The organism is Parashewanella sp. 2210YD4-3 (assembly GCF_056591735.1).
In genome coordinates, this window is the sequence record NZ_JBWQOG010000004.1 from 35,303 (window position 1) to 59,736 (window position 24,434).

Annotated in this window: 15 protein-coding genes and 1 other RNA gene; 7 read left to right on the plus strand and 9 right to left on the minus strand. The window is 39.0% G+C overall.

Features of this window, described 5'->3' with window-relative positions; all coding sequences use genetic code 11:
• Nucleotides 1-208 precede the first annotated feature (208 nt).
• The 3 genes from AC1EU0_RS07340 to fabB form a co-directional block, all read right to left on the minus strand.
• Nucleotides 209-2,140 (minus strand): hypothetical protein, encoded by a 1,932-nt coding sequence (locus AC1EU0_RS07340; RefSeq protein ID WP_480301620.1) that lies wholly within the window; start codon nucleotides 2,138-2,140, stop codon nucleotides 209-211.
• A gap of 241 nt (nucleotides 2,141-2,381) precedes the next feature.
• Nucleotides 2,382-2,479: signal recognition particle sRNA small type (gene ffs / locus AC1EU0_RS07345), an RNA gene on the minus strand.
• 199 nt (nucleotides 2,480-2,678) lie between these two features.
• Entirely contained in the window at nucleotides 2,679-3,890 is a 1,212-nt protein-coding gene (gene fabB, locus AC1EU0_RS07350) for a beta-ketoacyl-ACP synthase I (protein WP_480301622.1), read from the minus strand.
• Nucleotides 3,891-4,035: 145 nt separating this feature from the next.
• Between fabB and mnmC1 the strand changes: the two genes are divergently transcribed.
• Nucleotides 4,036-5,970, plus strand: a complete 1,935-nt coding sequence (gene mnmC1, locus AC1EU0_RS07355; RefSeq protein ID WP_480301624.1) for an FAD-dependent 5-carboxymethylaminomethyl-2-thiouridine(34) oxidoreductase MnmC1 — start codon at nucleotides 4,036-4,038, stop codon at nucleotides 5,968-5,970.
• 98 nt (nucleotides 5,971-6,068) lie between these two features.
• The gene (locus AC1EU0_RS07360; protein WP_480301626.1) at nucleotides 6,069-8,513 is read left to right on the plus strand and encodes an ankyrin repeat domain-containing protein; all 2,445 of its coding nucleotides are present in this window, start codon (nucleotides 6,069-6,071) and stop codon (nucleotides 8,511-8,513) included.
• A gap of 33 nt (nucleotides 8,514-8,546) precedes the next feature.
• Here the strand turns inward: AC1EU0_RS07360 and AC1EU0_RS07365 are convergent, their stop codons facing one another.
• Genes AC1EU0_RS07365 through prmB form a run of 4 tightly spaced genes read right to left on the minus strand, consistent with a single transcriptional unit; the run spans nucleotide 8,547 to nucleotide 12,014 of the window.
• Entirely contained in the window at nucleotides 8,547-8,822 is a 276-nt protein-coding gene (locus tag AC1EU0_RS07365) for a YfcL family protein (RefSeq protein ID WP_480301627.1), read from the minus strand.
• Nucleotides 8,816-9,952, minus strand: a complete 1,137-nt coding sequence (locus AC1EU0_RS07370) for an ATP-NAD kinase family protein (protein WP_480301629.1) — start codon at nucleotides 9,950-9,952, stop codon at nucleotides 8,816-8,818. The genes AC1EU0_RS07365 and AC1EU0_RS07370 overlap by 7 nt, the downstream gene beginning before the upstream one ends.
• Before the next feature lie 6 nt (nucleotides 9,953-9,958).
• Nucleotides 9,959-11,053, minus strand: coding sequence for a chorismate synthase (gene aroC, locus AC1EU0_RS07375; protein WP_480301631.1), 1,095 nt, complete (start codon nucleotides 11,051-11,053; stop codon nucleotides 9,959-9,961).
• Nucleotides 11,054-11,069: 16 nt separating this feature from the next.
• Nucleotides 11,070-12,014: a 50S ribosomal protein L3 N(5)-glutamine methyltransferase gene (prmB, locus tag AC1EU0_RS07380; protein WP_480301633.1), complete on the minus strand. Its 945-nt coding sequence runs from the start codon at nucleotides 12,012-12,014 to the stop codon at nucleotides 11,070-11,072.
• Between the two features lie 93 nt (nucleotides 12,015-12,107).
• Between prmB and smrB the strand changes: the two genes are divergently transcribed.
• Both smrB and AC1EU0_RS07390 read left to right on the plus strand, forming a co-directional pair.
• Nucleotides 12,108-12,620 (plus strand): endonuclease SmrB, encoded by a 513-nt coding sequence (gene smrB / locus AC1EU0_RS07385; protein WP_480301635.1) that lies wholly within the window; start codon nucleotides 12,108-12,110, stop codon nucleotides 12,618-12,620.
• Nucleotides 12,621-12,633: 13 nt separating this feature from the next.
• Entirely contained in the window at nucleotides 12,634-13,026 is a 393-nt protein-coding gene (locus AC1EU0_RS07390) for a VOC family protein (RefSeq protein ID WP_480301636.1), read from the plus strand.
• A gap of 5 nt (nucleotides 13,027-13,031) precedes the next feature.
• Here the strand turns inward: AC1EU0_RS07390 and sixA are convergent, their stop codons facing one another.
• Entirely contained in the window at nucleotides 13,032-13,526 is a 495-nt protein-coding gene (gene sixA, locus AC1EU0_RS07395) for a phosphohistidine phosphatase SixA (protein WP_480301638.1), read from the minus strand.
• 300 nt (nucleotides 13,527-13,826) lie between these two features.
• On the opposite strand from sixA, the gene AC1EU0_RS07400 reads away from it, so the two are divergent.
• The 3 genes from AC1EU0_RS07400 (at nucleotide 13,827) to AC1EU0_RS07410 (ending at nucleotide 21,757) form a co-directional block, all read left to right on the plus strand.
• On the plus strand, nucleotides 13,827-16,619 hold the full coding sequence (locus AC1EU0_RS07400) for an insulinase family protein (protein WP_480301640.1): 2,793 nt from the start codon (nucleotides 13,827-13,829) through the stop codon (nucleotides 16,617-16,619).
• Nucleotides 16,620-16,816: 197 nt separating this feature from the next.
• On the plus strand, nucleotides 16,817-21,094 hold the full coding sequence (locus AC1EU0_RS07405; protein WP_480301642.1) for an EAL domain-containing protein: 4,278 nt from the start codon (nucleotides 16,817-16,819) through the stop codon (nucleotides 21,092-21,094).
• 99 nt (nucleotides 21,095-21,193) lie between these two features.
• A complete protein-coding gene (locus AC1EU0_RS07410; RefSeq protein ID WP_480301644.1) occupies nucleotides 21,194-21,757 on the plus strand; it encodes a hypothetical protein in 564 nt (187 codons plus the stop codon).
• 551 nt (nucleotides 21,758-22,308) lie between these two features.
• Here the strand turns inward: AC1EU0_RS07410 and fadJ are convergent.
• Complete coding sequence (fadJ, locus tag AC1EU0_RS07415; protein ID WP_480301646.1) at nucleotides 22,309-24,429, minus strand: fatty acid oxidation complex subunit alpha FadJ; 2,121 nt, start codon at nucleotides 24,427-24,429, stop codon at nucleotides 22,309-22,311.
• Nucleotides 24,430-24,434 lie beyond the last annotated feature (5 nt).

Sequence of the window (24,434 nt, forward strand, 5' to 3'; positions counted from 1 at the left end):
TAAGACAAATATAATCTAGACATTGTCAGCAAAGGTTAATATTCACCTGAAATTTGTTTAGAAACCGAAAAAACACAATAGTAGATGCTGACGAACCAAACGTTAGTAACGTCATTGTTTAACAAAATTTTTATTAATAAAAGATATGAAGCGAACTCTTGGCATATAAACAGTACCAAGCTTGTTTAAACCAAGTCAGTTATAAAGCCTAAAGTCCATATTTTTTCCATATATGTTCTGCACTATTGAACATGAAAACATTAATCAACTCTATTTTTTCTATGAGAGCGTTCTTAGACCAATCTCTGTCAAACAGGGTAGCAATACAGTTAGAGCTTTTTGGGGTATCCCAACCATGATTATTGAACCTTTTCTCTCTATAGACACTTTGAGCATGTTGTTTTAAATCATCACGTAACTTCTGTCTTTTTCTTTTATTTTCCGCTGATAGTAAATGACTGGAGTGACAAAATTTGAACCTTTTTCTAAGGGTTTGATACTCGGACTCTGATAGCTTTAATAGGCTTTCTCGTTCATTAACTCTAGTCAGTCCTCCTTTATTTAAAAAAAGCATTGTTTTAATTAACGCATCATTTTTCAAAGCCGTTAAGTGACTACGACTCCAGTCTTTCCAGCGAGTATTTGCATAGCTACCGATTTGGCATGCTGATTGACATAATATACGGTGATTCAGATTAGCAGTGGGTTTATGACGAGTAAAATCATCCTTCTCTTCATGCCACCATAAAAAAGCAAATCCTCTTATACAGTAACTTATTGATTTAGGTAATATTGGCAATCCGCATTTATATAATTCCAATACAGTATAGTATTGAGAATACTGACAAGCCCCTGATTTTATATCAGACTCATGAAGTAAGTCGTGATAAGGAAAAAAGGCACAAGACATATTCCCATTATCATGATCAATTTTAACTGTTTTTATGAATCCCAAAGGCACAAAGGGAGTATGAGCGCAGAGTGATAAATTAACGTCATTTAAAGGGGCAAAAGAAGGAAAATAAATCTTCTTTTGCCAATTTTTTGAGAAATCTTTTACTAGTAATTTTGTTGAATAATAGCATGTGTTAGGTATTCCTGTTGTAGCAGAAAGATGTCTGGCAATAACATCCAATTGGGTTTGTTCAATGTCAGTGTGATTTTCTGAAAAAAGTAAATCAAAAGGTAAGTTTAAAATATCAAGAGTTGAGGCAGTTTCAATAAATCCCTGCTCTCTATATCGAGCATCCAGCCTCGCGATACCACAAGCCTCAATATCTTTCTTCCAGCAATCTTTATCTTTACAATCGTTATATACAAGAGCTTGTAATAATGGGAACACCAAGCAAGCTTTCAATGAATCGTGATAGGAATATCCATTCTTTTCGATTTCGGATAGCTGTACCAAAAATTGTCTTAACCCATCTTTATTTTTATCCGAAACTTCTTTTAATTTTAAAAATCGGTTTATATCTGATCTCATTTCAGCACAAGTACGCTTAAAGCCGATAACAGGAAGCGGCTCTCCAGATTTGAGTTTTTCAAGGAATACTTGACCAATTTGCCATGACAAATCATCTTCAGTACGTTCGATAATTTTGTTAACAAATTTCTCAGGTTCCCAAAGTGCGGGATTATCCCCTCCCATTAATTCTGCAGCTTTTTCAAAAGCGGTGTCTGTTGATAACTTTTTGGGTTGGTGGATTGGTATAAAACTTAATTCTGATGGACCATGAATAGCAGGAAAACTACGTCTCTCGTGCTCAAATTCCTCCATCATAAGCTGACGCTCAGCTTCTAACATCATCAACGCACGCTCTTGAAATGCCCTTTTACAGTTTGCTCTTGGAATACTTTGCGATTTAACCTCATAGTCAAACATAAGTAATTCTTCATCGGCGAACCCAAGCGGTTCAGACGTGGGTATTTGCACTCTTGAGACTGCGTTTCTTTGAGGTTGGCAGAGTTGAAAAAACGCTCTCATTTTTCTTTTTTTAGCTAAGTTTTCATTTTCAAACCTTGCCCAATGATATTTATCAGTCCCCTCTGCAGGCATTCCTTCAACGTCAAAGCAGCAATCACTCTGAAATGAACTTGTGATAGAAATATCACTTAATGAAGAGGCGAATAATGTTGACATAAGGCAATACTCTACCGATAAAAAGGTTGGAGGATTTGTGACTAAACTTTAGCTGACATTAGAAAGCTTAGGGCTCAATTTAACAAAGATTAACTTAGAGTTTAGATGTTAGCTTAAAGCTAGATATGTGTTGAGCTTTGTATTATTCGTTAAGAAGAGTTTGAAGATAGATATTGAAATGAGAAATGATTAATAGATAACTAAAAATAGCCTCCAAATATAATTGAGATATTTGGAGGCTTCCCTAGAGCCAACACCCCGGCACATGAGTCGCTTGCTGCGGCTGCTCCCTTCCAGGCCTGACCGAATCCACAAGGTATCATTGCGGGGGGACCCTAGGGTCACCATTGAATTCTTCAAAGATAAGGTGTTTTTGAAGACGGGCGAATTATCTCTTATCCCTAAATTCGGTTCAAGAGTAGAACCAATAAAAACAATAAAATTAGAGTTAAATGCGTGTTTTATCGCCTAATAAAAAGTTAAAGGTATAAAAAAGCCCATTCAAGATGGGCTTTTTTAAGCTAAATTTCAATCTAGCCTATTTGTACTTTTTCAAAACTAAAGTTGCGTTAGTACCACCAAAGCCGAAGCTATTGGTCATTACAGTGCTAAGCTCTTTTTCTTGATACTCAGTAGCAATTGGTAAGCCTTCTGCTGCTTCATCTAAGTTATCAATATTAATGCTTGGAGCAACAAAGCCTTGCTCTTGCATAATCAAGCTATAAATAGTTTCGTGAACACCTGCTGCGCCTAGTGCGTGACCAGTTAAAGACTTAGTCGATGCAATAGTTGGGCATTCATTACCGAAGACTTCTTTAATGGCTTCAAGTTCACGAACATCACCTACTGGTGTTGATGTACCGTGAGTATTCACGTAATCAATTGGTGTATCAACATCAGCCATAGCCATTTGCATACAACGTACTGCACCTTCACCAGATGGAGCAACCATGTCGTAACCGTCAGAAGTTGCGCCGTAACCTACAATTTCAGCATAAATTTTCGCACCACGAGCAAGAGCGTGTTCAAGCTCTTCAACTACTACGATACCGCCACCACCAGAGATAACAAAACCGTCACGGTCAGCATCATAAGTACGAGAAGCTTTTTCTGGATTTTCGTTATTTTGAGTAGATAACGCACCCATTGCATCAAAGCCCATGGTCAGAGTCCAATCAACTTCTTCTGAACCACCTGCAAATACGATGTCTTGCTTACCAAGTTGAATAAGCTCTACTGCATGACCAATACAGTGGGCACTGGTAGCACAAGCTGAACTGATGGAGTAGTTCACACCTTTAATTTTGAATGGTGTAGCCAAACAAGCTGATGCAGTACTAGACATAATACGTGGTACAACATAAGGACCAACACGTTTAACACCACGATTACGAAGAGTATCAGCAGCTTGAACTTGGTTTGATGAAGAAGCACCACCAGTACCTGCAACAATACCAGTTCTAAAATTGCTCACTTGATCTTCAGTCAATTGCGCATCTTCAATCGCTTGTTGCATTGCGATATAAGCGTATGCTGCAGCATTACCCATAAAGCGAAGCGCTTTACGATCGATATGCTCACTTGGATCTAATTTGATATCACCCCATACGCGACTGCGTAGGTTCATTTCTTCAAACTGCTCTGAGTAAGTAATACCACTCTTACCAGCTTTTAATGATTCAGTGACTTCTTGCTTGTTGTTACCAATACTTGAAACAACACCTAATCCACTAATGACGACTCTTTTCATGTGTTAACTATCCAATTTGTACGTACCAGTACCTAATTTCTGCGACAATAATATCCGTTTTGTCACTAATAAGTGGTCAGCTTTCCATAATCGAGGGTAAAATACCGCCTAGAATCTGGCTACTCATTGAATATAGGTAAGTTCTGTGACACACCAAACAACAGCTGGTGAAATGACCACAATTAAGCGCTATCCTGCTGAGATAATCAAGTTTTTTCAAGCTAACTACCCAGAATATCCCCAGTATTCTGAACAATTATTGGAGTTTCAACAAAGCTTATTTGACAATGCAGCCCCACACACTTTGCTCACTATTGCTCATATTGGTAACCAGTGTTCACTCGAAATAGCTTGCTTAGAGTATATTCGAAGAACCTACTACCCAGAACAGTCAATCCAAATGGTTTTGTTGGGTTTTGAGCACTTATCACTGAAACTTGAAACAGAATTCGAGCTTTTCCCCCCACACTTTCAGCAGGTTCTCGATGATCTGAACTCTATTCAATGGATTGATATTTTAGGTTGCCAACGATTAAAGTTTGATGACGGAAAGCTGCTATTAGATCGCTATGCCCACGAGTCAACGAATGATTTTATTGAGCTGAGTAGACTAAGCGCTACAAAAATTGATGGTTGGCAACTTTCGTCCGATGTAAATGTTTCTGAGATAAACGCTGAATTTGCTCAACTAATGGTAAGTAGCTGCCAGCCATATGCTAACATATTCTTGCCAAATCAAGCTGACAAGACGCTACTGCAATCCCGTTATTTGCAATTTATGGCGGGTAATTCTGTCAACGAAAACAACGCTCGAACACTCAAACAAAACTCAGATATTGAATCTTCAATTGCCATCATTGGTGGCGGTCTAGCGAGTGTTAACTTAGCCTTATCACTGGCTGAGCGAGGAAAGTCTATTGAATTTTTCTGTAAAGATGACTCTGTAGCCCAAGGGGCTTCTGGCAACAAACAGGGAGGGCTCTACCCTCTTTTAACACCAGAAAATGATCTACTCAGTCAATATTTCCAGCAAGCATTTCTGTTCTGTCGCCAAAGAATATCGTCACTGCATCAGCAAGGGTTTAGCATTGCCCATAATTTTTGTGGTGTGGTGCAATCAGGTCACGATGAACGTTCTACTACTCGCTTACAAAAAATTGTAAATGGCAGTGATTGGCCTCAAGAGATTTTACAATCCATTTCGGCCCACAAGGCCAACGAAATTTCAGGTGTTTCACTTGATAAAGACAGTTTATATTACCCTTTAGCAGGATGGGTTTGTCCAGCCGACTTTGCTAGAGCTGCCTTAAACAAAGCTAGCGCTCTGACCGAGGTGAACACTCACTTTAACACTCAGGTTATTAAGCTAGAGCAAACACCTCAAGGCTGGATATTGCATTCAGATAATGAAAGCTACGGTCCCTACCAAAAAGTCATCAACGCATCAGGTTACGGTTTAACTGATTTTGAGCAAACGCGTCATTTGCCAGCCAGCCTTTTTCGAGGACAAGTAAGCCATATTCCATCCACTAATGAACTCTCAAAATTGAAAACAGTTATTTGTGCCCATGGCTATTTGACACCCGCTCATAATCAGCATCACTGCTTAGGTGCTAGCTATGTAAAAGGCGCTGAGAACACTCATTACTCCGAGTTTGAGCAGCAACAAAATAAACAACGAATGGAAGATAGCTACCCGAATAGAAAATGGGTAAATAACATTGATGTTACTGAACAGGATGCAAGGGTTGGTGTTCGCTTAGTAACACGAGATCACTTTCCCATGCTCGGGCTAGCCCCTAACTTTGAGGCTATACAACAACTAGAAACTGAGCAGCCATTTAAGAGAAAACAACAAGTTGCTGACTATTGGCAAAAAATGTCACTGCCAGTATTTGATGGCCTATACATTTTGGGAGCATTAGGTTCTAGAGGATTATGTTCAGGCCCTTTGGCTGCAGAGGCGCTAGCTGCCGTATTATGTAATGAGCTACCACCTGTTAGCCCAACGCTATTTGAAAAAGTAAATCCTAATCGCTTATGGAAGCGAAAATTAATCAAAGGACGGCCTTTAAATTAATACCGTGAAGGTCACCGAATTAAGGTTTGTTTAGCTTTATTACGGTATAGCCCATTAAGTGCTAGATTCAGTGTTACCTATATATTTTTGTATACACAATGGCCACTGCAATCACCGAAACAGAAAATAAAGCAAAAACTGCATTATTATTTGAGTTCACAGAAGTCAATCTCAATGATTCAGGTGATTCCCTATCACCTGTTTCCAATTTTGCACCTGCAGCCAGTTGCCCCGAAGTTAGCGAGTTTCATTCTCACTCAGCTCATCAAGCAACCCAAAAAGCCGATGAGCTTTCCGACTGGACTTTGGTCGATGTAAAACCAGAAGCAAACACCATTAGTGAGCAAGAAATTACGAACGCTAAACTAGGCGATAGTACAAACCAAGTAACACTAGAAGTAGAAGTGGCAGAGATAAAGCACCACGCCAAAGACATACAAACAAATCCATGTCCCCCAAAAACTGCAACTAATAAAAAGTTAAATCAAGTTTATCAAAAGCTGTTAGAACTCAAAGAAAGTGGAGCTTTCCCTGAGGCAGTTACTCTAGAAATAAAAAATATAGTATGGTTGAACTCAGAGGCCTCACAAACAAAACGAGCATTTCGTAAACAACTCTGCTTTTTATTGCACCCAGATAAATACCCTGACAATGCCATTGACCAAAAAATTGCTGAGGAATCATTTAAGTTATATATAACATTAACAGAAAAGCGTGACGCACAATCTAAAGTTGAAGAATTCGAACTACAAGAAGTCGAAATTGTAGATATCTTTTTACGTGCACATCGCCCCTCGAAACGAGAAGACACTTCACTTGCATGGCATTTTTCTTATTCATCTACTCATTCTAAAAATGATCCCTATGAAAAGTATAAACATGATATAAAACAAGAACCGCATATTAAAGCTTACTTGCAGAAAGGCTTGTTACTCGAAACTGATATAAACAAATACAATCAACACCATTTTGCTGATTTGATGAGAACTAAAAAATTAATAAGTGGTCAGCTTATGGTTGGGGTGGTTCATGCATTTGACGATGAAATTAGCTTTTTAATTCATTGGTCTATTGCTACTCGACAAAATCATATCTTACTTAGATTATTAAACTGTTTCCCCGGTAAAGTAAATACATGGGCATACAGGGTTGAGCAAGAATCTTGTGGAGGGTTGACAAATGAATACAGCCCACTCATGTGGGCTGTATTATTAAACAATTTCGATGTAGTCAAACTATTACTGCATAACGGTGCTGATATAAGGCTAAAGTCAAATACACTTTTTAAACAGCAATCTGCTATACATTTGGTTGGCTCACTTGCGATGCTTGAGCTGCTTCTTTTATATGGCGTTAATGTCAATTGCCAAGATCATAATGGACAAACTTTTTTACATCTTTTAACTGCAGAATCATACGACCGCAATAACCTTGTTCACAGAAACATTAATCTTGCACAGTCTGGGATTGTAGATGCCTTACTTGATGCAGGTGCATTAGTTAATATTCAAGATAAAGATGGGAATACTCCTTTACACATTGCCTGTTTAAGAGGAAATTTAGCATTAGTTACAGACCTAATGTTAGCTCCACAGCAACGGACTGATATTGCGGATAAAGACCAAGTCGAGCAAGTCAATTTTGTCGCATTACATGCAATCAAAGAGAATGTTAAAGACAACCCTCTTTTTAAGCAGCCAAACCAATCGGGAATAACCCCACTGTTTGCCGCAGCAAAAAGCGGAAACTCTGATATCTTTGCACTATTTTTAAGTGCGGGATTTTCGATTAATGAAATATGTCCCAAAAACGGCTTAAATGTTTATCAAACTGTTTTTCTAGGGGCTTTGGCAAAAACTACTCGTTCACACGGTTCTGACAGCGAAAAATTTGCTCAATTACGTCAAGTTCGATGGATGCTAGATAAAGTGCACACAGGAGATAAAGAGTCATTATCCGACCAACTTCACCATTTACTTACGATTCCATCAGATGAAATCTCTGAACAATGGCTTACAGACACTAAAGTTATGAAAGGGCTTGATGAACTCGGCCTCTTTTTAAGAGGGGAATTGTCTGACAGCTATTATAAGTTTGACAAGAGCACTGCCGTGGTAAAAGCAACGAACCTGTTGGATGAAGAATTAACGGCAACGCTGAAACAATTTGTGGGTATTTCTCGCATCGGCTATAACGTAAAACTTGCAATACAAAGTGAGGAAGAAAGAAGGAGATTTGATACTCTAGTCACTACTAGCGCAAATGCTAGTGGTAGATTATTTAGCCCTTCAGAAAATTCATCAAAGCTAGCAATCACCTATCAGCCTAGCAGCTTGCAACCAGATAAGATTAAGAAAGAAGTCAAAAGCGCTCTATCCGCTGCAAGTAAAAGTTGGTTTGCCACACTTGTTACTAAAGAATCAGCATTTGATAGGAGTTTACATCTACTTCACAATGAACCAGAAGAACTTGTAGCAAAGTGGGCAAGCTATTATAAATGTCGTCAACAAAAGATGAATCCCCAAAAAGCATTAATGCAGTAAGGAGCAGCAACATTTAAAGCTGCTCCTCGTGCTTCACTTTAGTCGCTCTAAGCCTGATCTCAACTCAGACCATGCAGACTTGACCAATTGCAAGTCACTCTCTTCCAATTCATCTTTTGCAAGTTCCATACATACTTCAATTTTTGAATCCAATGCAGGCAAAGAGCTGTCACCTTCGACTTCTAACTCTGAAAGCACAACTGCAATATGACCTTGTAAATAGCCACTGGCAAATAAGGCATCATCGTCACCGTTAGAAACGACATTTTCAATCCAGTTATCTAAAGCCATTTCATATTGTTCTAACATCGAATTTCATTCTCCAATTCATCTGGTGCAGCTACTTGGTACATCACGCTATCGTGGTAACCAGTGGTAATTGGGTAGTAGCCACTGAGTTCTTTATCTAATTTTGGGTCGCCACTATCTACGATTAACGGTCGTCCTTCAAGTGCTTTTAGCTTAGTTTTAGTGGCTAGGATTATAATATTTTCCTTACCTATGCGCTGAATCAACTCAGAAGAAAGTTGCTGATTCCCTCGCCCCAAAATATGTCCTTGCCCACCAATCAAAGTTATAACTAATTTAGTCGGTTGGTTTTCGGTAAGATTGAGCAGTTGCTGCGCGGTTAAATCTGAAGCTAGTAGGGATTCATTTTGAATTAGATCAACACCAAGTAAAGTGTTCTCAACTCCCAAGGTTTCCATAACAGAAGCCACGGTCGAACCCGAGCCCATAATGAAAAGCTCATCTTCCATATTCTCTATCACATCAGCGGCAATATCGGCTAATACCAGCTCATCGACCTCTTTACCGCCCATTTTTACCGCTTGCACATATCTAGGCTCGGCAGGTACTAGCATTTCGCCATAGCGTTTGGCTTTAACTTTACCTTCTCGAAAAGCCAGTTCATCAATATCCATAACATCGGCATGCATTAAGCTAACCAGCTCGCCCTCGAGTAGCATTTTAACAACTAAACCAGAGGCTTTTGGTGTTACACCATATACTCCAGAGTGTATTTTTACTCCAGCTGGGACACCCAATACAGGTTTGGTATCATCAACAACTGAATACACATCTCGTGCGGTTCCATCACCACCAGCAAACAGGAGTAAATCAATTTCTGTTTGATTGAGTATTTCAACAACCTGATGGGTATCGGCCGAGGTTGGCGTTTGAGAAGTTTGGTAAATAAGCTCTACATCAAATCCAAGCTCTTTGGCTACCAACTCTCCCATTTCACCACTGGCGGTGAGAATTTGGATTCTATCTTGATGAGGTAATAATATTTTTAACGCTTCTGCCATTCGCAAATGCGCTTTAGGGATAGCTCCAAGAGCTATAGCTTGGTCCGCAACTCCGTCACTTCCTTTTAAAGCAACACTACCACCTAGTCCGGCGAAGGGATTAACAAGCATCCCAAGTCGAAATTTCATATTTGCTTATTCCATTCCTAGAATTGGTGTTCGTGTTGAAACATCACTATTTTGAGCACGATGACGCAGAAAATGATCCATTAGTGTTATTGCTAACATGGCTTCAGCGATTGGCACAGCTCGAATACCTACACAAGGGTCATGACGGCCTTTGGTGACAATATCGACATCATTACCATTAATGTCCATGGTTTCACCAGAAACACTAATACTTGAAGTCGGTTTAAGCGCAATATGGGCAATAATAGGTTGGCCTGAAGAAATGCCTCCTAACACACCACCGGCATGATTAGATTGGAACCCTTTAGCCGACATTAAATCGCGACCTTCAGAGCCTTTCTGATTTACAACACCAAAACCATCACCAATCTCCACACCTTTTACCGCATTAATGCTCATTAATGCATGTGCAATGTCAGCATCAAGTCGATCAAATACAGGCTCACCCAACCCCACAGGAACATTCGTCGCCACTACGCTGACTTTTGCGCCAATACTATCTCCCTGCTTTTTGAGATCTTTTAAATAATCTTCAAGCTGCTTTATTTTGCTTTCATCAGGAAAAAAGAATGGGTTTTGCGAGGTCTGCTCAATATCGATGACATCAGCTGTAATTGGCCCCAACTGAGATAAGTAACCTTGGATTTCAATACCCAGTGTTTCTTTGAGGTATTTTTTGGCTATTGCGCCAGCAGCAACCCGCATGGCGGTTTCTCTTGCCGAAGAACGACCACCACCTCGATAATCACGTAAACCATACTTTTGTTGGTAAGTGTAATCCGCGTGTCCGGGGCGAAAACTATCTTTGATGTTGGAGTAATCTTTACTACGCTGATCGGTATTTTCAATCAACAAGCCTATCGATGTACCTGTGGTTTTGCCCTCAAACACACCAGAAAGAATTTTAACTTCATCGGGCTCTCGACGTGCCGTGGTGTATCGTGATGTTCCAGGGCGGCGACGTTCAAGCTCCAATTGGATGTCTTGCTCGCAGATTTCAAGACCTGGAGGACAACCATCAATGATGCATCCCAACGCGATACCGTGACTCTCACCAAACGTCGTTACGACAAAATTCTTTCCAATGTTGTTTCCTGACATGGTTTTCCTTGATGTTTTAATTTTCGTCTTTATAAATGGTGAATAGCGATTCACTCTCAATCAGTTGATCTCGTGTAAGTACAAACACACCGTCGCCGCCATGTTCAAAGTTAACCCAAGTAAATGGTACTTCAGGGAACTGTTCCATCAAGTGAACCATTGAGTTACCAACCTCTACCACTAATACGCCATTTTCGGTTAGATAATCAGCCGCATTAGCCAAAATCCGTTTAGTGAGATCTAAGCCGTCACGCCCTGAGCCTAAGCCAATTTCAGGCTCATGATGATATTCGTCAGGCATATCGGATAAATCTTCGGCATCCACATAAGGAGGATTAGATACGATTAAGTCGTATTGTGGACCTTTAGGAATTGACGAAAATACGTCCGATTGCATCGGAAATACCCTGTCCATCAAGTGATGAGATTCAACATTGATTTGAGCAACTTCTAAAGCATCGTCGCTAATATCCAACGCATCAACTTCGGCCTCAGAAAATTCGTAAGCACATGCAATGGCAATACAAGCACTGCCTGTACATAGATCTAATACTCGGTTAACAGGCTTATTGTATAACCAAGGCCCAAAACGATTGCTGATCATTTCTGCAATCGGTGATCTCGGTACTAAGACACGCTCATCAACATAAAATTCTAAATCCGAAAACCAAGCTTTGTTAGTTAGATATGGGACAGGAATGCGCTCATTGACACGACGAATGATCAAATCAACGATTTTATGTTTTTCTGAGGTCAGCAAATTAGTATTAATGACCTGCTGCCCAATGTCGTGAGGCAAATGTAGAGCGTGGAAAACCAAAGCAATGGCTTCGTCCCAAGCATTATCTGTTCCGTGGCCATAATAGATATTGGCATCGTTAAAACGGCTGACAGCCCATCTAAGCATATCACCTACGGTTTGCAGTTCATTTACCGCTTCTTCCACATAAATTCTGTCCAAAACTCACTCCTAGTTGGCACGATTGCAGATATTCTATGTCAACTTGGCTTAGGATTCAGTAAAATATCGTCACTTATCTCATAGAACCAAGCAATGAAAAACAAAGACAAACTTAATGATATGGAAAGTTTTGCTGATCTGATGAAAGGAGTAAAGCCCCTCAAACAAGATAAGCGACACTTTCGAGAAGCAACTAAATCAAAGAATGTGACGATTCAACGTGAGCAAAAAATTGATGCTGACAGCTTTTTCTCTGACAGCTATCAGCCTTTGCTTCCACATGAAGGGCCAATGCGTTGGAAACAAAGTGGCGTAGATAATCACTTATTAAAACGGTTACGTCGTGGTGACTTTGTGCCTGATTTATTGCTTGATTTACATGGTATGAGACAAACCGAAGCCAAACTTGAAATAGCCGCATTGATTCGCGCTTGTATCAAACAGAGGGTTGAATGTTGCAGCGTAATGCACGGCTATGGTTCTGGTATTTTAAAACAGCAACTCCCAATGTGGTTAGCTCAACACCCGAAAGTGTTAGCTTTTCATCAAGCGCCAAAGGAATGGGGAAGTGATGCTGCTCTTTTGGTCTTAATTGATATCGAATAAAAAGGATTATTAAATGAAACGTGTAACAGGAATTGGCGGTGTATTCATAAAATCTGGTAACCCGGAACAATTGAGAGCTTGGTATCAAAAGCACTTGGGTATTGATATACAAAGCTGGGGCGGAACGAGCTTTCAGTGGCATGATGAAAAGAACCCAACACCTGACGGCGCTACCGTATGGAGTGTATTTGATAGCACATCAAAATACTTTGAGCCAAGCCAAGCTGGATTTATGGTAAATTATCGTGTTGATGATTTATTTACCTTACTCGACGTTTTGAAATCAGAAGGCTGCAATGTGATGGAAGAAACCGAAGTCTCTGAGTTTGGTAAATTCGGTTGGGTAATTGATCCAGATGGCAACAAAGTCGAACTTTGGCAGCCACCTGAAGGAAAAATTGAATAGTCAGATTAATTTGGGCTTTGTTTAGATACTAATTTTGACCTTGTATCACTGACTTCAACTACAGCAACACCAGCTGTCGAAAATAAAGGTGGTTCTAGCTCAGAAACCAACTCACTGACTAAGTAACCAAGTAACGGCATGTGTGCAATTACTAAAGTATTTTTGGCTTGGTAATGCTGGGCATAAGCTTCAACAGCTAAAGCACAACGCTTAGGATCTGCATCAGGGGTCAACTCAGTAAGCGTCTCGCTGCGAGGGTTGCAGCCAAGTGACGCTTTTATCACGTCCCAAGTTTGCTGGGCTCTTAAGAATGGGCTAACTAAAATTAAATCAAATTGTTCAACTTGCTCATTAAGCCAATGCCCCATTTGGGCAACTTGAGCTTTCCCATTTGAAGTTAAGACACGCGCTTCATCGGTTTTAGCTTCAAAGCTCGCCTCACCATGGCGCATCAAATAAAATTGCATAAACATCTCGTCTTCAAAATGGCGTAGCACCATAGTTAGTGTTACCCCATTCTATAAATTATTAACCCAATTGTAACTTCAAAAAAGAGATTGGCAAAAGTCGAATAAGTTATAAAAATGTGAAATTAAAAAACCAAATAACTATTTGGTTGAAATCCGGACTCTATCACAGTAACGTCTAAAGTCAGCTCATTATAATTTTCATAACCAACCTTAACGACGAGCTCATCGCACAAAAATATTTCCGCCATAATTTGCGAAATAGACAAACTGGAACCACTATATATTGTGGTTGAACTCTCTTTTGCGCTTTTACACTAACAGGAATAATCATTGACCACTGAACATCGTTCAATCATTACCAGTCCCAATGATCATCGTCAGTATCGCTTTATCACTCTCGACAATGAACTCAAGGTACTTTTGATACAAGATGACAACACCAATCAGTCCGCCGTATCTATGGCTGTGAATGTTGGTCATTTCGACGACCCTGTTGATCGCGAAGGTATGGCTCATTTTCTGGAACACATGTTATTCCTAGGAACTGAAAAATACCCAAAAAGTGGTGAATTCAATGAATTTGTAAACCACTATGGTGGCAGCAACAATGCATGGACTGGCAGTGAACATACAAACTTCCTATCTTCAATCGTTCCTAATTATTTTGAAGCTTTGCTAGATCGCTTCAGTCAATTTTTTATCTCGCCATTGTTTGATCCTGAATACGTAGACCGAGAACGACATGCCATCGAATCTGAGTTCAGTTTAAAACTCAAAGATGATGTTCGCCGCGTCTATGAGGTTGAAAAAGAAACCTGCAACCATGAACACCCTTTCACTCAGTTTTCGGTTGGAAACTTAGTGACTTTGGGTGGTGACGAAAATGAATTAAGACAAGAGCTTCTTGACTTCTACCGCACTAAATACAGCGCAAACATTATGACCTTGTGCCTAATTTCGCCCAACAGTTTGGATGAAATTGAAGCGTTAGCACAAAAATATTTCTCAGGAATCAAAAATACATTTATCGTCAAGCACTATCCTAAAGTACCTTTATACGATCAGTTACAATTACAAAACAAAATCAGTGTTGTTCCAATTAAAAGCCAGCGACGATTAACCATTAGCTTTCTATTACCAAACATTGAAGAACATTACCCTCGTAAGCCACTCACCTTTATCAGCCACCTGCTCGGTAACGAAACAAAAGGCAGCCTACTCTCATACCTGAAATCAAAAGGATGGGTGAACAATTTGTCAGCTGGTGGTGGAGCTTCCGGCTATAACTTCAAAGATTTCTCACTGCTTTTTCAGCTAACAGCAAAAGGGTTAGATCATATTGATGACATAGTTATAACCACTTTCGAATACCTAGAACTCATTAAACAACATGGGTTAGAAAAATGGCGCTACCAAGAACGAGCAAACATACTCCAACAAGCGTTTGATTACCAAGAACCTGTAAAAGCGATTGAGTTGGTGAGTCACCTCAGTATCAATTTACAGCATTACCCTGTAGAAGATGTCATCTATGGTGATTATCGTATGGATGGGCTAAATGTCTCAGAAGCCAAAACGCTGCTGGACTTTCTCAAGCCAGAAAATATGCGATTACAAGTTATCGCTCCTGAAGTTCAAGCTCAAATCTGTAGCAAATGGTATAAGGCTGAATACCGAATTGATGAAGTAAGCCAATGGCTAATAAAAAAATGTAATAACCTTCAAGTTAGAGCTGAATTAGTCCTACCACCCAAAAACCCTTTTATTATCGAAAAGGCTCGACCAAGGTTAACGGATTATCCACTCACAACCCCGAGTATTTTAAAAGACGGTAAAGGGTTCAGGCTTTGGTACCAGAAAGATCAGCAATTCAATGTACCTAAAGGCCATATTTATCTAGCAATTGACTCCTTACATGCTTGCGATACACAAACTCATGCCGCTTATACACGTTTATATATAGAAATGGTGTTGGATTATCTCTCTGAGTTTACCTATGATGCCGAAGTAGCTGGTATTCACTATCATATATATCCACATCAAGCAGGCTTAACACTCCATATCAGCGGTTTTACGATTAAGCAGCTAGATTTACTCAAGTTGATTATTGAAAAAGCCAGAGAACGAAATTTTTGCCAAACACGTTTTGAACGAGTCACTAAGCAATTAATAAGAAATTGGAGAAACATCAGTAATACTCGTCCTATTTCTCAGCTATTTTCAGCATTAACTTCAACCGTACAGTTGAGAAGTTATGAGCCATTGAAGCTAGCTGATGAAATTGAGTGCGCGACTTTAGATAAACTTCATCAACATGTAGAGCGGTTTTATCGAGCCACTTATTTAGAAGGGTTTCTATACGGTGACTATTTACAAGAAGAAGCTAAAGACGTTTGCGATCACTTAAGCGAAGTATTGCATTTAGTCTCTGCACCAAGCCCAGAAAGTGAGCGGGAATTAGTAAATTTAAAAGGCCAAGGCACGTTGGTGAGTAAAGTGAGTACTGAACATCAGGATAGCGCCATTTTAGTTTACTTTCAGTCAGAGCATACGAACACCTTGAATATGGCACTTTTTAGTCTCCTCAATCACACCATGTCATCACCGTTTTTCCATGAGCTGAGAACCCAAAAACAATTAGGATATATGGTAGGAACAAATTACCTCCCCTTAAATCGTCATCCCGGAATGATTTTTTATATCCAGTCCCCTAACAGTGGCCCTAAAATATTACTAGAAGAGATAGACAGCTTTATAAGCGATTTTTCATACACAGTTATGCAACTAACCAATGAGTCATGGTTGAAAACAAAAGAGGGATTAATCAATCAAATCATGGAGCACGATCCAAACCTAAAAACTCGCAGCCAAAGATACTGGACCAGTATTGGCAACAAAGATTATCAATTTAATCAGCGTGAACAGGTGGTGAATGAAATAAATCACTTAACAAGAGCAGAATTGATCCGTTTTCTAGTCGAAAAAATGAAGACAAATTACAAAGATAGAATAGTGCTTTACTCATGTGGAGAAGAGCATCAAGACCAGCAAGTCCCCGCAACTAAACCCATTCCTGAAGATCTTATATCATTTAAGCATCTCTCGACACGCTTCAGCTTGTAACGAATGTTAAACATAATTTAGCCATAGAGAAGTCGTGTCAAAATCCTGTTGTTTAGCCATTTTTTGACACAATATTTCAAGGTCGTAACAAATGTTGTCAATTGGATACAATAGCTTTGACAAATACATAATAATCTGAAAAAGTGTTGTGTTTTACCGTACTCGTTTAGCCAATAACAATAACTAAAAAGATAACTATGCATTTCAGACACATCTGTGCCTTGTTTTTACTTGTCCTCTCAGGGATCACCCATGCTTCGGATAACATCGCAGAAGCTTCATTTGAAAAATCAGAACCATCAACTGAACAAAAATCAGACACTTCAATATCTAAAACTGAAGAAACAGATCTAATCGAAATTCCTGATTCGCACATTATTCTCAACACTGAAACTTATGGGGTTGCAGAGGGGTTATCGCAAAGTACTGTTACCTCGATTGTGGAAGATAAAGATGGCTTTTTGTGGGTAGGCACAGTCAATGGATTAAACCGTTTTGATGGTACTGAATTTACCCATTACTTCGCGGGCGATAGTGGATTACCTAGTCCGTTTATTCGCAGTTTGTTTGTAGATGATGATGGTACACTTTGGGTTGGAACTGATAGTGGTTTAGCTAAATATAAGAAAAAAAGTGATACTTTTGATGAAGTTTTTTCTAATATTGTAGGAGACCAGCCAATTTGGGCAATCAAAGAACAAAATGATAGCCTCACACTTTCTACTGATAGGTATATCTACTCAAAAGATCAAGGCCATCTGCAAGTTCTATTTGATTATAACTCCGAAGTAGGAGTAAGGGATTATTTTATTTTCCAAGACTATACAGCCATCTTAACTTACTCAAGAGATTTATCACTCTATACAAAAGGCAAATTTGAGCTCATAAGTAAGAAAGTTTTATCAATAGCAAAAAACAATAATAAGTTAACTTATTCTTCAAATTCTGGTACTTATACTATAGACAGAGAAGTAGTAAAAAAAATCAGTGAAGATTATTATGAAGAAATAATTTTTGCTGACAATGAACTATTTGGTATAAACAGTAAGGGAATAAAAAACCTAACACAAAGAAAAACAATAGGTTCATTCTCTTTTGACGTCCCAATAATAACAGCTTATTTTAAAAATAATAATTTTCACATTGGAACTATTGGTAATGGTTATCTTTCGATTAACAAACACAAAAATCTTTTAAAAAAAATATCTAACATAACTAATCCAGTTTGGAATATAACTAAGCAAAACAATGACAGTATAATTATCTCAACCAATGAAAAAAAAATATTAAAACTTGACAAGAATTTTAATATATCTCAAAGAGTTATCACAAAACAGCATGGGTACAAATATATATCCATAGTAGATAACAAATATTTAATTGCTACTGAATCAGGGCTTTTCTTAGTAGAAAAAAATAAACCTGAAAAATTATTATTAAATAAAAAAATAACATCAAAAAATGAAGACAGCAAACAAATTTATTATGGCACTGACGATGGTTCAGTATATGTCTATAAAAAATTAAAGGGAACATTACTTAAAGAAATAAATTTTAACAATCAAACGATTTTAAGTATAAATAAAGTAAATGAAGATTTTTTTATATCGACTAGCAAAGGCCTATATAAAAACAACGAAAGAATTGATAACGAGTTGGTATTTTCGAGTTGTGATATCAAATCGAACCTATACTTTGGCACTACCACTTCATTGAAAAAAATAGATTTGAATTCAATGAAAATCTCAAGTATCTATGAAAATAACAAAAACATCTATAGTGTTTTCTGTGGTGCTGATTTTGTCGTGGCAGCTTCACAAGGTGAAGTGATATATATAAAAAACAATTTAAAACCATATGTATTCAACACTAATTCTGGCTCACAAAAAGAATATAACTCTTCTAAAATAATTAAAGTAAGCAATAATAGTTTATTAATAGGTGGAACTAGTGGAGTAAGTTACTTCACTCCTTCAGACTTTGATTTTTATGTAAAAAACCAGAAAAAGCCAACCATCTCTATATCTTCACTAATGGTTTTTAATAAAAAAGTTTTTAAAAATCATTTTTCAGGAAATATAAGCCAAGCTAAAGAGTTTATATTTTCTCATTCAGATTACCCTTTCACTTTTAGATTTTCATCACCAAATATTCAAGCTAAATATTTATATAAAATGCAAGGTATAGACCCTAACTGGATAACTGCAAACGAGGAACACTCTGCAACTTATACGAACCTATCTCCAGGTGAATATGTTTTTAATATAAAAGCGATTGATTCAATTACTAACATCGAAAGCAATGTTAAACATATTCGAATACAAATCACCCCGCCTTGGTGGCTTAGTAAAGCTGCTAAGATAGGGTACTTCATTTTGTTCTTTATCATACTAATATTAATAGTGATTTTACTCAAAAAACGTCGTGAGATTCAGAAAAAAATCGCTCTCAGTGAAGAACGATTAATGCTTTCTTTATGGGGGAGTGGTGACGAAATGTGGGACTGGGATATTCGTTCAGGGCAAATTTTTCGTTCCAATGTATGGCAAAACCTTAACTTCCCTGAAATAGGCCAGCGCTCGGAAAATGAACAGCAAGGTCATAATATTCACCCAATGGATAGAAAGCATGTGAATAAGATGCTCAGTGAGCACCTAAATGCTTCAACTGATATTTTTGAAGTGCCTTATCGAGTAAGAGACAGAAACGGTGACTGGATTTGGATTTTAGACCGAGCCAGAGTCGTTGAGCGCGAAGATGACGGCTCACCTATTCGTATGACGGGAACCATTAAAAACATCAATGACTTCAAACGCAATGAAGAACAATTGAAATTGTTTGGTACCGCAATCGAAAATATTTCTGAAGGTGTGTTTATTCTTGATGCAAACTTTGAGTTTATCGAAGTCAATTCAGCTTGTTGTAAAATCACTCGTTGTTCCAGCGATGATTTAATTGGCAAAAAACTTAAATTCACTCAATACCCAGAGAGTTTTACTCACCAAGTAAAGCATATGCTTACTAATTATGGTCGCTGGACCAGTGAAATTGATGCCAAACGCGACGATGATAGCCTGTTTAAAATGGATGTCAGTATCGATACTATCTACGATCATCAGGATAATGCCAGCCATTTTGTGGCGATATTCTCTGATGTCACAATCAAAAAAGCTCAAGAACAAGAGATGCGCCACATCGCCTCTACCGATAATCTAACAGGCTTGCCTAACCGCGACAGTTTACAACTCACATTAACCAACTTAGTAACTCGTAAAGCAAACCATTCACTGTTGGTTTTGGATATTGATAATTTTAAGAAGATCAACGATTCATTGGGTCATGCACTTGGTGATGAATTGCTACAACAGGTTTCAAGTCGAATGAAACAGGCATTGGATAATGATGCCACCTTGTATCGCCTTGGCGGAGATGAGTTTGCGATTGTAATTGAAAAGCTGACAGATATTAACCATATTGCAGCTATTGCAAATCGAATTATTGAAACTTTTGTTCAGCCCGTAGCTTTAAAATCTCATCAAGCAGTTGTTGGTGCCAGTATTGGCATTGTGCTGTATCCAGATGATGAAACCAACGAACATAATTTATTAAAATCAGCAGAAATCGCCATGTATTCAGCAAAGTCTAGTGGTGGTAATAGTTTCAACTTCTATAAAGAGTCCGAAAATGCTGGTGCAGTTCGTCAACTAGAAATTGAAAATCAAATTCGAGAAGCATTAAAAAATGATTATTTTGAGGTTTATTACCAACCCAAAATTTCATTAAGTTCCAATAAATTGTCTGGGATGGAAGCCTTGGTACGCTTAATACACCCAGTTCACGGATTTATTTCTCCAGCAGAATTTATTCCGATTGCTGAAGAAACAGGGCTTATTGTAGAAATTGGCGAAATTGTACTTAGCAAAGCTTGCCAAACGACTAGAAAGTTGGTTATTGAACATGGCTTTGAAGGTCGAGTGGCCGTTAACTTATCTTCTCGACAATTTGCCCTGCCTGATCTTGAAAAAAGAATCACCCAAGTTCTGAATTATTCTGAACTTGAATCTAAACATCTTGAGATTGAAATCACTGAAAGTACTGTAATTCAAGATCCTGAGCAAGCCATTAAAGTAATGACTAAACTACGCAGTATGGGAATAAGCTTAGCCTTAGATGATTTTGGTACAGGTTACTCCTCCCTAACTTATCTCAAGGATTTCCCGATATCTTCAATTAAAATAGACAAATCATTTATCGATGACATTGATAAATCCGATCGTGATCTTAAAATGGTAGATTCAATTATCACTATTGCCCATAACATGGATCTTAAAGTGGTTGCTGAAGGTGTTGAGGAGCAAAATCAATTAACTGCACTTCGCGCTTTAAAGTGTGAAGAGATACAGGGTTACATTTTTAGTAAGCCGTTGCCAAAGGATAAACTCACTAAATTTTTGAAACAAAAAACTACTAGTTAGAATATAACAGCATAAATTTCCAAACAATAAATTGACGCATTTATTGGCACGACATGTGCTAAATAAATATGAATTTATATTTACAGCTTTGGGAAAATTATGTTAAAAAAAATCATCATATTAGCAGCTATTGCAGCAGCAAATTTGGCTGCACCATCAAGTACAACTAGCAGTGAAGAAGCTTTAATTACAGCTCACCCAGGCATGCGCCTTAAAGCCATCGAAACGGCTGCTCACCCAGGTATGCGCCTTAAAGCCATCGAAACAGCAGCTCACCCAGGCATGCGCCTTAAAGCCATCGAAACGGCTGCTCACCCAGGTATGCGCCTTAAAGCCATCGAAACAGCAGCTCACCCAGGTATGCGCCTTAAAGGCATAGAAACAGCAGCTCACCCAGGCATGCGCCTTAAAGCCATCGAAACGGCTGCTCACCCAGGCATGCGCCTTAAAGCCATCGAAACGGCTGCTCACCCAGGTATGCGCCTTAAAGACATAGAAACAGCAGCTCACCCAGGCATGCGCCTTAAAGCCATCGAAACGGCTGCTCACCCAGGCATGCGCCTTAAAGCCATCGAAACGGCTGCTCACCCAGGCATGCGCCTTAAAGCCATCGAAACGGCTGCTCACCCAGGTATGCGCCTTAAACATTCTCAAACCGCCTAAGGAGCTCACTATGCTAAGAAATATCCTTATCTCTATGGGTTTAGCTAAGCCAAAAACTCATAAGGTGAAGCTTCCTAAGAGCTTGAGAGAACTTGAAGTTGTTTCTGCAAAAGCTTGGTGGAGCTAATTCCGAACTGGAATCAATATGAAAGCATCAGCATTCGCTGAGGTATCAACCCTCAGCGTAGCTGCTCTTTTAACAGCTCATCTACACTCTCTATACCATCAAATCCTAACCTCGTTATAGCAACCCCTTTAAGTAGACACATCACTACCCTTCTCTGCCCTAAAACAAGTAACTCAAACAAGCCTTCAGAGAAAGTGTACTTTGACCACCTATTTTCCTTTGATCGTAAAGTCGCTGGATACCTGCCTTCGCAGGTATGACGGAAAACAGAGTTACCACCAGTAATGGCAGAGTTAACTATCTATATTGTTATCACTTATATCAAATTGATTAATAACGACAATTTTCCGGCAGGCAATAAAAAAGCGGCTTATTATTGCCGCTTTTTGTCAATTCTTTGACGCAGATCTCTTGACTATAAAAATTAGGCGTAAAACTTTTTACCCTCTTCCGCCATTTTTACTAACAATTCACAAGGTTCGAATCGTTCACCATGAGTGGCTTGATATCCTTTAAGAAGAGTCACTAATTTATCAGCGCCCATTTCATCCATATAACGGAATGGGCCTCCTAAGAATGGAGGGAATCCAATTCCGAAAATAGCACCAATATCCCCATCTCTAGGAGAAGCAATAATGCCCTCTTCTAAGCAACGTACCGCTTCATTTAGCATTTGCACCACGCAACGTTGAACGAGTTTTTGAGGATCATGATCATGGCTTGGGGTAATACCAAATAAGGTATAAACCGATTCATCAACCTGCTTTTTGCCTTTCTTGGCTTGTTTACCATAAAGATAAAAACCTTTTTCGCTCTTTCTACCTTTACGACCATCAGCTAATAATTTTTCGTATACATCAGGGGCTTTAAATCGTGAACCTAGCTCTTTTTCTAAAATGGGGGAAATTTTAGCGCCAACATCAATACCAACTTCATCTAAAAGATTGATTGGGCCAACAGGGAAACCAAACTTAACCAGTGCTTTATCTAAATGCTCAACCCGTTGGCCTTCAAGTAATACCTGTGCGGCTTCTAGCATATAAAGCACGAGGATACGGTTAACATAAAAACCGGCCCCATCTTTAACTACAATCGGAGTTTTTCCTTGCTTACGCGCAAATGCTACCGTGGTATCGATGGTTTGTTGGGATGTCTTTTCATGGGCAATCACTTCTACCAGCGGCATTTTCTCTACGGGAGAAAAGTAATGAAGACCAATCACATTTTCAGGTCGCTCAGCCGCTTCCGCGATTTGCCCAATTGGAAGTGAAGAGGTATTAGAAGCGAAAATAGTATTTTTGTTACATTCTCGCTCAATATCTTTCACCATTTTGTGTTTAAGGTTTAAATCCTCAAACACGGCTTCGACAACAATATCAGCATCCTTAACGCCACGATAATCTGTTGTTGTGGTCATCAACGCCATGGTATTGTCTCTAGCAGAAGCGGTCATGTGACGACGTTTTACTTTTTTATCTAGCTGCTTATAAGCATAAGCCAAGGCATTACTTAGCCCTTGCTCTGCAATGTCTTTTACGCGGACAGGCATTTTAGCTTTTGTGGCCGTAACCGAAGCGATACCGCCTCCCATCAACCCACCACCTAGGACAACAGCTTTATTTAAGTCTCGAATTTCTGCTTCGCCCGCCTCTTTTTTCATTTCTGTAGTAGCGAAAAAGATGGTACGCAGTGCTTCTGATTCTTTAGTCAAAACCAAATCAGCGAAATGTCGAGACTCAGCCTCTAAACCAGCTTTCATACCTTTGTTTGCACCTACTTTAATGCAATCAATAATTTTTGGTGGTGCAGGATAATTTCCTTGAGTTTTCTTATGAACTTTTTTCGCCGCTTGATCAAAAACAATATTGCGACCAATTGATGTATCTTCTAATAAACGATTGATAAGTGATTTATTACGAGACTTAGGTGCGACCTTACCTGATTTGGCTAAATTGATTGCAGATTCAAGCAAAATAGACTGAGGAACCATATCTTTCACCAGCCCAGCTTTTAGTGCTTGTTTGGCACGAAGCTGCTTACCTGTAAGCATCATATCTAAAGCTGTTGTGATCCCCACTAATTTAGGTAAACGCTGCGTACCGCCACCACCGGGAAGTAAACCAAGCATGACTTCTGGCAGCCCTAGCATCGTCTTAGCATCATCAGTACAAATTCTTGCATGACATGCCATGGCAAGCTCTAAACCACCACCTAAACAAACGCCGTGAATCGCAGCTACTACAGGGAACGAAAGCCCCTCAAGCTCAGCAAAAACCTCATAACCTTGTTTGGTAATTGCCGTGACATCATCTTTAGTTTTGCAGGCATCCAACATTTTGACATCTGCACCAGCGATGAAGCTGTCTTTTTTACCTGAAATAAGCACTAACCCTTTAATGCTATTATCTCGCTTGATTTCACTGAGCAAGGTACTGATTTCATCAGCGAACTCGGCGCGGAGGGTATTCATGGTTTCACCAGGGACATCCATGGTCACCACTGCAATGCCATCATCACGACGTTCTAAATTAAATGTTTTATCCATCTTGA

Coding starts and splice junctions, on each gene's coding strand:
- AC1EU0_RS07340 (WP_480301620.1), bottom strand. CDS start 2,140: ATGTCAACATTATTCGCCTCTTCATTAAGTGATATTTCTATCACAAGT.
- AC1EU0_RS07410 (WP_480301644.1), top strand. CDS start 21,194: ATGTTAAAAAAAATCATCATATTAGCAGCTATTGCAGCAGCAAATTTG.
- fadJ (WP_480301646.1), bottom strand. CDS start 24,429: ATGGATAAAACATTTAATTTAGAACGTCGTGATGATGGCATTGCAGTG.
- AC1EU0_RS07405 (WP_480301642.1), top strand. CDS start 16,817: ATGCATTTCAGACACATCTGTGCCTTGTTTTTACTTGTCCTCTCAGGG.
- AC1EU0_RS07370 (WP_480301629.1), bottom strand. CDS start 9,952: ATGAAATTTCGACTTGGGATGCTTGTTAATCCCTTCGCCGGACTAGGT.
- sixA (WP_480301638.1), bottom strand. CDS start 13,526: ATGGTGCTACGCCATTTTGAAGACGAGATGTTTATGCAATTTTATTTG.
- AC1EU0_RS07390 (WP_480301636.1), top strand. CDS start 12,634: ATGAAACGTGTAACAGGAATTGGCGGTGTATTCATAAAATCTGGTAAC.
- fabB (WP_480301622.1), bottom strand. CDS start 3,890: ATGAAAAGAGTCGTCATTAGTGGATTAGGTGTTGTTTCAAGTATTGGT.
- smrB (WP_480301635.1), top strand. CDS start 12,108: ATGAAAAACAAAGACAAACTTAATGATATGGAAAGTTTTGCTGATCTG.
- aroC (WP_480301631.1), bottom strand. CDS start 11,053: ATGTCAGGAAACAACATTGGAAAGAATTTTGTCGTAACGACGTTTGGT.
- AC1EU0_RS07360 (WP_480301626.1), top strand. CDS start 6,069: ATGGCCACTGCAATCACCGAAACAGAAAATAAAGCAAAAACTGCATTA.
- AC1EU0_RS07365 (WP_480301627.1), bottom strand. CDS start 8,822: ATGTTAGAACAATATGAAATGGCTTTAGATAACTGGATTGAAAATGTC.